We start from the raw sequence: 11,067 nt of genomic DNA on the forward strand, positions 1-11,067 counted from the left end.
ACTTCCTGCGGCAGCAGCGGCATGGCCAGCTGCAGCTTGTTCTGCACCTGCACCTGGGCGATGTCCGAGTCGGTACCGCTCTCGAAGGTCAGCGTGATGCTGGCCTGGCCGTTGGACGAGCTGTTGGATGAGAAGTACATCAGGCCGTCCAGGCCCTTCATGTTCTGCTCGATGATCTGCGTCACCGAGTCTTCCACCACCTTGGCCGAAGCGCCCGGGTAGTTGGCGGAAATGGACACGGCCGGCGGCGCGACCTCCGGGTACATCGAGATCGGCAGCTTGAACACGGCCATTGCGCCGGCAAGCATGATGATGATGGCGATGACCCACGCAAAAATGGGCCTGTCGATAAAGAAGCGAGCCATGAAATTCTCCGCTTACTGCTTGGCGGCCGGCGCCGCGGCAGGCGCGGCGGCAGGCTTGGCGGCTTCGGCACCCTTCTCGGTGGCCTGCACCGGCATCCCCGGGCCAATCTTCTGCAGGCCTTCGACGATGACCTTGTCGCCGGCCTTCAGGCCATCCTCGACCAGCCACTTGTCGCCAATGGTGCGGCTGACGGTAACCGGACGGGCGGCAACCTTGCCTTCGGCATCAACCACCATGGCCGAGGTGCTGCCCTTGGCGTCACGGGCGATGCCCTGCATCGGCACCAGCAACGCATTCGGGCGCACGCCGCTGCCCAGCACCGCACGCACGAACATGCCTGGCATCAGCACCTGGTCGGGGTTTTCCACCCGCACGCGCAGGCTGTAGCTGCCGGTAGAGGGATCAACCGAGACTTCCGAGAATTCCAGCGTGCCCTTGTGCGCATAAGTGCTGCCGTCTTCCAGCACGATATCGACCGGCAATTCCGATGCGCCCTCCAGGCGGCCGGCGGCCAGTTCGCGGCGCAGCTGCAGCAGCTCGGCCGAGGACTGGGTGACGTCGATGTAGATCGGGTCCAACTGGTTGATGGTGGCCAGCGGTTCGGCCTGCCCGGCGCTGACCAGCGCGCCCTGGGTGACCGACGACTTGCCGATCTGGCCGCTGATGGGCGCGGTGATGCGGGCATAACCCAGCGTCACGTTGGCCGCATCCAGCGAGGCACGCGCGGCCAGCACGTCGGCGTCGGCCTGCTTCCACGCCGCCTGGGCGTTCTCATCGTCCTGCACGCTGATCACCTTGGACTTGACCAGCTCACTGCTGCGACGCGCGGCCAGGCGCGCAGCGTTGGCGGTAGCTTCGGCGCGCGCCAGCTGCGCGCGGGCGCTATTGGCCTGGGCGCGGTAGGAAGCGTCATCCAATTGATAGAGCGGCTCACCGGCCTTGACCACGCTGCCTTCGGTAAACAGGCGCTTGGCGACAATGCCGCTGACCTGGGGGCGCACCTCGGCGACCTGGTAGCCGGTGGCTCGGCCGGCCAGCTCGCGGGTCAGGGTGACGGCCTCGGTCTTCAGCGTGACCACGGTGACCTGCCCGGGGCCGCCCTGTTGCTGCTGCTCCCCGCCACCCTTGCAGGCAACGAGCGCGACGGATAGTGCAAGAGAAAGCGCGACGAGACGGTAGCGGCTGATGGCAGGCATGGAAGAGGCTCAGTAAGGAAGTGGGCGCTCGGGGACAGGGAATCCGGGCAGCTGCAGAACAGCCACCCGCGGGCATCCGTTAAGGGTACAGCCGCGGGGCGTTAATCCCCGTGACATGCAACCGCCATCCTGCCGAGCAAGCCGTGGAAATATACATACATACACGGATGTTTGTAAACAGCTATAATTCAGGTCGGTTTAATCCCGCATTTGCATCACGCAATGGCCAGAAGAACCAAAGAAGAGGCGCTTGCCACCCGCGAAGGCATCCTGGATGCCGCGTTGGCCTGCTTCCATGAAAACGGCGTTTCCGGCACGTCGCTGGCAGCGATCGGTGAGCGTGCCGGCTATTCGCGAGGCGCGGTGTACTGGCACTTCAAGAACAAGACCGAAGTGCTGGAGGCGATGATCAACCGTGAGCGCGTGCCTTTCATCAAGCGCCTGCGCCGTACCTATTCGCCCCAACGCAACACGCCAATCCTGGATCTACGTTCGGCCATGCTGGTATCGGTGAGTGAACTGGCCAACGAACCGCATCTGCGCGACATGATGGAAATCATGCTGCGCAACGATCTGTCGACAGAAAGCCAGGCGATGCAGCGGTTGCAGCACGACAGCATCGAAGAGGAGATGGCGATCTTCCGCCGCGCCCTGGAGCGCGCGCGCGAACTGGGCCAGTTGCGCGATGGCGTGGACAGCAGCGTGGTCGCGCGCATCCTGCATGCCGGCATGACCGGCGTGCTGTACAGCGCGATGCTGGAACCCTGCCAATTCGGGCTGGAACGCGACAGTCGCGAAATGATGGATGCGCTGTTGTCACACTACGTAAAGCCCGGTGTCTTCATCCCTGGCGCAGATCCACTGCCGCTACCGCCGCCGGAAGCCGACGAGCTCTGACCCACCGCACGGCCCACCGCCCCGTAGTGCCGAGCCATGCTCGGCAGAGGCGTTCCCGGTACAGCCCCAAGCCGAGCATGGCTCGGCTCTACAAAATTGGCTTCGTGCGAACAGCCCCGGGTGCACTGTGCTTACCCGGGCTACGGTGCCAACCCGCCGCGTAACCGAATCCAACTCAGTCACCACCCTGTAGTGCCGAGCCATGCTCGGCAGAGGCGTTCCCGGTACAGCCCAAGCCGAGCATGGCTCGGTTTTACAAAATTGGCTTCGTGCGAACAGCCCCGGGTGCGCTGCGCTTACCCGGGCTACGGTGCCAACCCGCCGCGTAACCGAATCCAACTCAGCCACCGCCCCGTAGAGCCGAGCCATGCTCGGCACAGGCGTTCCCGGTACAGCCCAAGCCGAGCATGGCTCGGCTCTACAAAATTGGCTTCATGCGAACAGCTACGGGGGCGCTGCGCTTGCCCGGGCAACGGTGCTTGCCAAAAAAAACGGCAGCACCAAAGTGCCGCCGCTTTCGCATCTACAACCCGAGCCACCTATTACAAAATGTAACGGCTCAAATCCGGGTCCTGCACCAACTCGCCCAGGTGCTTGTTCACATACGCTGCATCAATGGCGATGCTGTCGCCGTCCCGGTCCGGTGCCTCGTAGCTCAACGTATCCAGCAAGCGCTCCAGCACCGTGTGCAGACGACGCGCGCCGATGTTCTCCTGCCGCTCGTTGACCTGGAAGGCAATCTCGGCCAACCGGTCGACCGCTTCACCGGCGAACTCGATCTTGACGCCTTCCGTCGCCAGCAATGCCTCGTACTGCTTGGTCAGCGCTGCCTTCGGTTCGGTCAGGATGCGGACGAAATCGTTCTTGCTCAGCGCACCCAACTCCACACGGATCGGGAAGCGACCCTGCAATTCCGGAATCAGGTCACTCGGCTTGGCCAGATGGAACGCACCGGAGGCGATAAACAGAATGTGATCGGTCTTCACCGTGCCGTACTTGGTGGATACATTGGAGCCTTCCACCAGCGGCAGCAGGTCGCGCTGCACGCCTTCACGCGAAACGTCGCCACCGGAAGAACCTGCATCACTGCGCTTGGCCACCTTGTCGATCTCGTCGATGAAGACGATGCCATGCTGCTCGCACGCTTCAATCGCGGCGCTGCGGATGTCGTCTTCGTTGACCAGCTTGCCGGCCTCTTCCTCGATCAGCAGCGGGCGCGCGGCCTTGATGCTCAGGGTGCGCTTGTTCGATTTGGCACTGCCCAGGTTGGCAAACATGGACTTGAGCTGCTGGCCCATTTCTTCCATGCCCGGCGGGGTCATGATGTCCATGCTGACGTTGGCAGACATTTCCAGCTCGATCTCGCGCTCGTCCAGTTCGCCGGCGCGCAGCATGCGGCGGAACTTTATGCGGGTTTCGTTATCGGCTGCCGAAGGCTCGTTGCGTGCAGCCTCGGCATCAAACCCGATGCCGACACTGCGACGCGGCAGCAGCGCATCCAGGATGCGGTCTTCGGCCTTCTCCTCGGCACGGGTGCGGACGCGCACCTTGGCCTGCTCGCGGTACAGCTTCACCGCGGTATCGGCCAGGTCACGGATGATCTGCTCCACATCCTTGCCGACGTAGCCCACCTCGGTAAAGCGGGTAGCCTCGACCTTGACGAACGGTGCATTGGCCAGCGTCGCCAGGCGACGCGCGATCTCGGTCTTGCCGACGCCGGTAGGGCCGATCATCAGGATGTTCTTGGGCATCACCTCGTTGCGCAGCTCGGTCGGCAGCTGCATGCGACGCCAGCGGTTGCGCAGGGCGATGGCGACCGCGCGCTTGGCGTCGTGCTGGCCGACGATGTGGCGGTCCAGCTCCTGCACGATCTCGCGCGGGGTCATGGTGGCGGACGAAACTTCGATCTTGTGGTTCATGGGGTACTCGCAGTCGATGGCCGAAGAGCTCAGAGCTCTTCCACCACCACGTTGGTGTTGGTGTAGATGCAGATGCCGCCGGCGATGTTGATCGCCTCGGTGGCCACGCCACGCGCATCCAGGTCGGTGTGCTTGAGCAGTGCACGCGCAGCACTCAGCGCATACGAGCCGCCCGAACCAATCGCGATGATGCCGTCTTCCGGCTCGATCACGTCGCCGGTGCCGCTGATGATCAGCGAGGTTTCCTTGTCGGCCACTGCCAACAGCGCCTCGAGCTTGCCGTAGCGGCGATCGGTACGCCAATCCTTGGCCAGCTCCACCGCCGCGCGGGTCAGCTGGCCGTGCTTTTCAAGCTTGGCCTCGAACAGCTCGAACAGGGTGAAGGCATCGGCGGCCGCACCGGCGAAGCCTGCCAGCACCTGGCCATCACGGCCCAGCCGGCGCACCTTGCGCGCATTGCCCTTCATCACCGTATGACCCAGGGTGACCTGACCATCGCCAGCGATCGCCACGTGCTCGCCGCGACGCACGCAGCAAATGGTGGTGGCATGAAAAACATTCGGGTTCTGACTGGGGTCCATACGGCCTCCGGAATACTGTTCACCGGTAATGGGGCCGACAACCGCCGCGATCAAGCCTCCCCCCTCCCTGGCCGGCGACAGCCAGCGTTCATAAAACCACCCTGCTCGCAAGGGCGGCGCCAGCCACGAAACCGATCCTGTAATCGGGTTCACTGCAGCGCCAGCTTCGCCGCTGACAACCCTCCGGCTTGGTCAACGCTGCTTTTTTGCCTGCCCTGGTCTACCCGGCTCAGGCTCGATACCCCAGGCCAGATACCAATCCTCGCCCTGGTACTCCACCGGGTGTTGGGTTCGGCCGGACCCATTGCCGCAAGCCAGCGCATCCGTCGCGCAGTAGCGGTCGCAGCCCCAGCAGATGCGCTCGGGATGCTTGGGGTTCAATGGAAATGGCTTCGCCATCGCGCGGCCTCCTGGCTGATGGCCCAACCATGCGCTTCCGCTGCAACATCTACCTTGACGGAAATCAAACCGAGCGCAAAGGTTGCGCAGGGCGACAGCGATACACGCGCGTTCCGTTATTGCATCCGCTGCGCGCATGCTCGGGTGAAAGCGCCCTCCCTCCAACGCATTGTGGATAGCACATCGATGTCAAACGCAGTACTTAACATCCTGGCGATCTCCGGCAGCGCACGCCAAGCATCCACCAACACCGCATTTCTCCATGCGATGCGTGACGCCACCCCGGAAGATATCTCACTTGGCGTGTTTCATCGCCTGGATCGCCTGCCGGTATTCTGCCCCGATCTGGAAGGCAGCCGGACGCCGGCTGAGATCGAACACTTCATGGCACGGATAGCCGCCGCGGACGGCATCATCTTTTCCAGTCCCGAGTATGTGCGCGCCATACCCGGCGGCCTGAAGAACGCCATCGATTGGATGGTGTCCCGGCACGAGATCATCGCCAAGCCCATCGCGCTTGCGCATGCCTCCCATCGTGGTGACGACATGCTGGCCTCACTGCGCCTGGTGCTATCCACCGTCAGCAGCGGCTTCCTGGAAACGGCATTCCTGCGCGTCCCCCTGATGGGCCAATCGCCGGATGCCATAGCCGAACAGCTCAAGCGTCCCGATCACGCCGCCCAGATCAAGGTGTTCCTTTCAGCGTTTGCGACACATATACGCACGTTGCAGGCAGCAAAAGCATGGCAGGCACAGGCCTTTGGCCTGCAATAGTCCATGCATCAGCCAGCGCAGGCTCTGTCCGCTCTGCACGCATAGCAACCGTAGCGCGCGAAGTGCAGGTGAATATAGGCCACGCTCGCGTCCTCGAAGCGGGACGCCAGCCATGCGGCGACGTCCTCGCCCTCGCAGACCTCGGCTGCAATGATGCGGTGGCCTGCATCGTAGGCACGTAGCGACATCAGACGTCGAAGAATCTGCCGCGGTACCTCGTCCACGGCCAATACAGCGGCCACCGCTCCGCGCCTTACAAAGATCGGACCAGCGGCGCGGTAGGGAGAGTCCGCCGACTGGTGCTGATAGGAAAGCAGCAACAAGTCCTCCCCCACCCCGGCATCAACCAGGCTCACCCGGCAAGGGAAGCCAGACGCGGACGTCGCCACCACCCGTTGCATCTGCCTCGCTGCGAGTGCGGCATCGTCCCACGTGAAAAACTCAGAAAATTCGGTCAGGTTCAAACCGTGCAAGCGGAAAGCAGCCATGGCAATGCCTGGAGATGAGGGTGCCCAAGCATGCCGACGGGTGCGCCTGCCCGCCCGCCATGATCAGACATGGCACCCGTCCTGCAACCTGTCGCCATGGCCGACCCGACACCTTGTTCCCCCTTCGCGATACGCGCCTGCGGACACAAGGCGCCACAACCCTGCACATCGCAATGAACAGTTGCGCTAATAGTGGTGGCAACAGGGATACGTGTGCCGCACAGCCGGCGCGCCGGTTCCGACGTCGCGGATGACAACATCGGAACAACCGCTCGCGTGAAAATCTACGCCCGGCGGTGCATGGGCCGCACCCGGCGGCTGCTCATTGCGGCTTGCGCGCGTCGGCCGTCGCCGCCTGGATCATCTTCCAGCCGTTGCCAGAGGGATCACGGAACCCCGCATCCACCGCGCCGTAGCGCTCGACCGGCTCCTGGGTGAACTCCACCCCACGCGCGGCCAACTGCTCGTACGCCGCCCGGCAATCATCCACGGCCAGTACCAAGGGCGGCATGGCGCCCTTGGCCACCATCTGCTGCAGGGTCTGTGCGGTGGCCTCGTCATGTACAGGTGGCCCCGGCTTGAACAGGCCCAATTGGAAGCCTGCATCACCGCCAGCCTGTACCGTCAACCACCGATAGTCCCCGTTGCCCACGTCCGTATGTACCCGGAAGCCCAGCGTGTTGACGTAGAAATCCAGCGCCTCGCCCTGGTCGCGCACATACAGCCCCACCACATTCACGTTGCTCATCGGCATACCCTCGGTCAAGTGGTGCCAACCCTAGCAACCATGGCACGACGCCGCTTCTCCAAAACTGCGGTGTTCAAGCCCGGACGTCGTGCAGCGCGGGACAAGCATTCCGGAACGCCCGCGGCCGGCCGCACAGCGCGCTCGCTGCGGCGCACAGCACCAGGGCTGGCGCCCGTGATGTCGCGGAAGATGCGGCCGAATGTCCCCAGGCTGATCCATCCGGTCTGCAAGGCGATATCGGTGATCGGCAGGTCGCTCTCGCGCAGCAACGCCACGGCACGTTCGATACGCCGACTGAGCAGGTAACGGTGCGGTGGAACACCAAACGCCATCTTGAACGAACGTGCGAAATGCGCGGGCGAGACCGCGCTAACCCGCGCCAGCCGCTCCACCGGCCACTGCTCATGGCTGGCGCGATCCATGCAGTCCTTTGCGCGCAGCAGGCGACGCAGGAGTTCGGGGGGCTGATTCATACGCGTCTCAGCAACGGTCAACGATACGGCGGATCAACCCGCCGTCAAACCAGAACTCGGACTGCCCCTGCAGATTCAGCTCCGCGCCCGCAGCCGGGCCTCCCGGAATATCCTCGGCCAACCTGCCCCGGTACGCGATATCAACCAGCACCGAATCCAGCTGGACCCTCACGCCGGTGATGCGCTGCTCGCGTTCGGAAAACAACAACGCCGCGCGCTCGGCCATGCACTGAAATGCCGCAATCCCCTCGCATGAGGCGTTCGACACACCATTGACGTAGTTTTCGAACACCACATCGGGCGTCAACTGCGCCACCATGCCTGCAACAACGAAGGCGTTGTAGGCACGGATGTAAGTGTCAATGCGTTCACGCATCTGGGCACTGCCCATGTGAGCACTATCCTTCATGCTGAAATCCTGGAATCAAGTTCCTGCGCAAGGCCAACAAGAATGCCCTCGACGCCGCGGACGTAGCAAAGCCGGTAGATGCCCTGGTAATCGACCACCTCATCCACCACCGTCGCTCCCAACAGACTGAGCCGCCGGAGCGTGTCATCCAGATCGTCGACGGTGAACATCACGCGTAGATAGCCCAGCGAATTCACCGGCGCGGCACGATGATCCGATGCAATTCTGGGCACCTCGAAACGCGAGAGTTCAAGCCGGCCATGCCCATCAGGCGTGCGCATCATTGCGATCTCGACGCGTTGGCCGTGAAGGCCGGTTACCCGCCCCGCCCACTCGCCATCGATGGGCATGCGGCCCTCGAGCTCCAGGCCAAGTTCGCAAAACAAAGCAACGGCAGCATCAAGGTCTTCCACCACGATGCCGACATTGTCCATGCGCTTGATGGTCATGCACGTATCCGGGCTTGGAAAGCCGCACAGTATCGCTAATTCCGGAGCTCGTCATCATTCGCGGGCACCCGAATATCCGGGGCTGATCGAGCCGGCAACGATCCGGCCACAACGCCCCGGTAGTTCCCCTGCACTCGCGCTATCGAACCGGCAATCACTTGACCGCCAATGCCAGCGGGAGTCGACCGACAACCTATCGCCGCAGAGCGGAGAGACACCTAACTCCCCCGACTCCCACTCTCGCACCTCCCGATAGCTCCATCTGGATTCTCAAACAAGAATTACCTGCCTGCACAACATCGGCGGACATTCCCTTATGTCGCCTTCGCCAGCAAAAGGAACGTGTCATGTCGAACAAGATTCGCTCATCCCTCCTGGCGGTTGGGATCGCCTGCACCGCACTTCTATCCCCCTTGACCGCCATGGCCAGGCAAGCCGCGAACATCATCGTCGTGATATGTGATGACGCTGGCTGCAATTTGTGAAAGTCAGTGCGCACCCAATCCAACCTTTGACCAGAGCAGAGAGACCAAGACAGGCAAGGCAGAACGCGAGAGAAGCCCCGCAACGACAGGGCTTTCTCTTGAGTCCCCTTGAGCTGCTAGTAGGCCATACACTTGATCGTGACTCCATCCCAACTGCACGACGCACGGTTCCCGCCTGCCCCGGTAACTGGGACTCCATACATCCGGGCAGAATCCATCCAGCGCCGCAAGTTATCCGCGCCACCAGGCAACTCACCGAAGTAGTAGCTCCCTACGTACGATCCGGCAGTTGCAGGGTTGGAGATGGCTGAGTCAGGAATTTTATTCCCTTGCGCGTCCCTGCTTTCTCCATTTTCGTACTTCGCTTCATCGATATTCTCTGTAGTCAGCCGGTACTGCGTAATCGTTCCATTTCGCCACTGCACAACAATGGTGATCGTGCCTGCCCCATATAGTTCTCCAAATGTCAGAACAGCCATGGAAAGTTGGCTCGCTATCGAATTCCAGTTCGGGCTGCTCTCATCCGCACCCTTGAACGCTTCAGCCAACCTCCGACCGAACGTTTGGCGGGCCGTCGCGTTCTGAACAATCTCATAGGCATCCGACCCCTTGAATGCCGATGGAAACGGCATCTCGTTTGCGCCGCCAGGGTTGTCAGGATGAAGATGGACAATAACGCCGCCAGAACCTGCCGCAGCAGTATCTGCAGCCTTCGCCTCCACGGAATTTTTGGCCTTGCCAGCCGAAGCCGCGGCAGCGGCCGTCACGAGATCAACATTTCTTAGAAAGGCCTGATTGACACTAGGCAGCACCGGTGTTGACAAAGTCCGCCAGCGTCGCAACTCAATATCGTACTCAACCTCGTACGCACTCAGATTGACTCCACTAATGTCGGCAACTACAACAAGTCCGCTGCCCGCTGTTATGGCGGCGTTGACTCGGGACGGGCAGTGGTTGCAAATAACAAGACCACCGGCACTAGCAGAGAATGAGACCAGGGCAGTACTGCATAAAAGCCCGAACGCCTGAAGCCATCCAGCTGCTCGACCGGAGCTGTTCTTATGCGTTTTCATCGTCAAAACCTCAATGTCAGTGCCGCCCGCCCCAGATGACGAGCGGGGCGAGCATAGGTCCGAATTCGAGTTTCGGCGCACATACAGGAATGAGTAGAAACCGGCCGACTTCTTATTGAAATAGTGGGTACAGATGACGCCACATCAAAAAGTCGAACACATTGCCTTTCGGACCGACTGCGACACAATATCTCGTGATCGCGACCATCAGGAATCTGGTCGAGCGCTGCACCCACGCAATGTCAAATGCAGTCCATGAGCAAAGGATAAATTCGGGATCTAGTTGTTGAACGCAATGCCCCGATGTGAGTATTTGCAAGCCAGCGCGCCAAGGTCGAACGACCATTCCGGGTAGTGCAGCCCCAGTTCTGCTGCACAAAGGCTTGCTATCGCGGCTTGGTGAAGAACACCGCACAGATGCTCACGCTGTTCGCAGCGCCCAACTTGTCGATGAGCTGGCGGCAGTTGTTACTGCAGGCGGGCAGTTGTATCAGCAGAACGGAAAATTCCGTACTGCGGGCAAAACTTGATCTGGGATCTTGCAGATTCCAGCGGGCTGCGTTGATTCAAACGCGTCAGTTCCGATATCACTCGCGGATTGCACAGACCTTCGTTGACAGCGCTCGGCCCGATGAACAGGTAATCAGACCTTCCGCTTCGCCCGAGGATGCGCAGCATCATAAACCTTGGCCAGATGCTGGAAATCCAGATGCGTATAGATCTGCGTGGTCGCAATATCCGCATGCCCCAGCAATTCCTGCACGCCGCGCAGGTCGCCTGACGATTCCAGGATATGGCTGGCGAAACTGT

Annotated in this window: 15 protein-coding genes and 1 pseudogene; 4 read left to right on the forward strand and 12 right to left on the reverse strand. The window is 61.7% G+C overall.

Features of this window, described 5'->3' with window-relative positions:
• Together RT460_RS18970 and RT460_RS18975 are read right to left on the reverse strand one after the other, a co-directional pair.
• Positions 1-365: efflux RND transporter permease subunit (locus tag RT460_RS18970; protein ID WP_313321286.1), on the reverse strand; the 365-nt coding region annotated here is incomplete at its 3' end.
• A 12-nt stretch (positions 366-377) separates the two neighbouring features.
• Positions 378-1,562: an efflux RND transporter periplasmic adaptor subunit gene (locus RT460_RS18975; RefSeq protein WP_313321287.1), complete on the reverse strand. Its 1,185-nt coding sequence runs from the start codon at positions 1,560-1,562 to the stop codon at positions 378-380.
• 222 nt (positions 1,563-1,784) lie between these two features.
• Between RT460_RS18975 and RT460_RS18980 the strand changes: the two genes are divergently transcribed.
• Positions 1,785-2,459, forward strand: coding sequence for a TetR family transcriptional regulator (locus RT460_RS18980; protein WP_313321288.1), 675 nt, complete (start codon positions 1,785-1,787; stop codon positions 2,457-2,459).
• Positions 2,460-3,001: 542 nt separating this feature from the next.
• Here RT460_RS18980 and hslU read toward each other — a convergent pair.
• From hslU to RT460_RS18995, 3 genes are all read right to left on the reverse strand, one after another.
• On the reverse strand, positions 3,002-4,378 hold the full coding sequence (gene hslU, locus RT460_RS18985; RefSeq protein ID WP_313321289.1) for an ATP-dependent protease ATPase subunit HslU: 1,377 nt from the start codon (positions 4,376-4,378) through the stop codon (positions 3,002-3,004).
• 29 nt (positions 4,379-4,407) lie between these two features.
• The gene (gene hslV, locus RT460_RS18990) at positions 4,408-4,959 is read right to left on the reverse strand and encodes an ATP-dependent protease subunit HslV (protein ID WP_313321290.1); all 552 of its coding nucleotides are present in this window, start codon (positions 4,957-4,959) and stop codon (positions 4,408-4,410) included.
• A 192-nt stretch (positions 4,960-5,151) separates the two neighbouring features.
• Positions 5,152-5,316 (reverse strand): DUF3079 domain-containing protein, encoded by a 165-nt coding sequence (locus RT460_RS18995; protein ID WP_313321299.1) that lies wholly within the window; start codon positions 5,314-5,316, stop codon positions 5,152-5,154.
• Between RT460_RS18995 and RT460_RS19000 the strand changes: the two genes are divergently transcribed.
• Positions 5,242-6,132: an NADPH-dependent FMN reductase gene (locus RT460_RS19000; RefSeq protein WP_313321291.1), complete on the forward strand. Its 891-nt coding sequence runs from the start codon at positions 5,242-5,244 to the stop codon at positions 6,130-6,132. The two genes, RT460_RS18995 and RT460_RS19000, sit on opposite strands and share 75 nt — an antisense overlap.
• Before the next feature lie 8 nt (positions 6,133-6,140).
• On the opposite strand, the gene RT460_RS19005 is transcribed toward RT460_RS19000, so the two are convergent.
• The 5 genes from RT460_RS19005 to RT460_RS19025 all read right to left on the reverse strand — a co-directional run bounded on the left by RT460_RS19005 (position 6,141) and on the right by RT460_RS19025 (position 8,699).
• Complete coding sequence (locus RT460_RS19005; RefSeq protein ID WP_313321292.1) at positions 6,141-6,620, reverse strand: DUF1203 domain-containing protein; 480 nt, start codon at positions 6,618-6,620, stop codon at positions 6,141-6,143.
• Positions 6,621-6,942: 322 nt separating this feature from the next.
• The gene (locus tag RT460_RS19010; RefSeq protein ID WP_313321293.1) at positions 6,943-7,368 is read right to left on the reverse strand and encodes a VOC family protein; all 426 of its coding nucleotides are present in this window, start codon (positions 7,366-7,368) and stop codon (positions 6,943-6,945) included.
• Between the two features lie 14 nt (positions 7,369-7,382).
• Positions 7,383-7,841, reverse strand: coding sequence for an AraC family transcriptional regulator (locus RT460_RS19015; protein WP_313321294.1), 459 nt, complete (start codon positions 7,839-7,841; stop codon positions 7,383-7,385).
• Between the two features lie 7 nt (positions 7,842-7,848).
• Complete coding sequence (locus RT460_RS19020; RefSeq protein WP_313321295.1) at positions 7,849-8,232, reverse strand: nuclear transport factor 2 family protein; 384 nt, start codon at positions 8,230-8,232, stop codon at positions 7,849-7,851.
• A 14-nt stretch (positions 8,233-8,246) separates the two neighbouring features.
• The gene (locus RT460_RS19025) at positions 8,247-8,699 is read right to left on the reverse strand and encodes a VOC family protein (protein ID WP_313321296.1); all 453 of its coding nucleotides are present in this window, start codon (positions 8,697-8,699) and stop codon (positions 8,247-8,249) included.
• Between the two features lie 347 nt (positions 8,700-9,046).
• Here RT460_RS19025 and RT460_RS19030 point away from each other — a divergent pair, with 347 nt between their 5' ends.
• The gene (locus RT460_RS19030) at positions 9,047-9,184 is read left to right on the forward strand and encodes a hypothetical protein (RefSeq protein ID WP_313321297.1); all 138 of its coding nucleotides are present in this window, start codon (positions 9,047-9,049) and stop codon (positions 9,182-9,184) included.
• A gap of 116 nt (positions 9,185-9,300) precedes the next feature.
• On the opposite strand, the gene RT460_RS19035 is transcribed toward RT460_RS19030, so the two are convergent.
• Positions 9,301-10,257: a hypothetical protein gene (locus RT460_RS19035; protein WP_313321298.1), complete on the reverse strand. Its 957-nt coding sequence runs from the start codon at positions 10,255-10,257 to the stop codon at positions 9,301-9,303.
• Positions 10,258-10,572: 315 nt separating this feature from the next.
• On the opposite strand from RT460_RS19035, the pseudogene RT460_RS19040 reads away from it, so the two are divergent.
• Positions 10,573-10,740, forward strand: a pseudogene (locus tag RT460_RS19040) (transposase); the annotation flags it as partial.
• Positions 10,741-10,900: 160 nt separating this feature from the next.
• On the opposite strand, the gene RT460_RS19045 reads toward RT460_RS19040, so the two are convergent.
• Positions 10,901-11,067 (reverse strand): tyrosine-type recombinase/integrase (locus RT460_RS19045; protein ID WP_313321300.1); only part of this gene is annotated, 167 nt, incomplete at its 5' end.

The organism is Stenotrophomonas sp., assembly GCF_032061965.1.
Taxonomy (GTDB): Bacteria; Pseudomonadota; Gammaproteobacteria; order Xanthomonadales; family Xanthomonadaceae; genus Stenotrophomonas.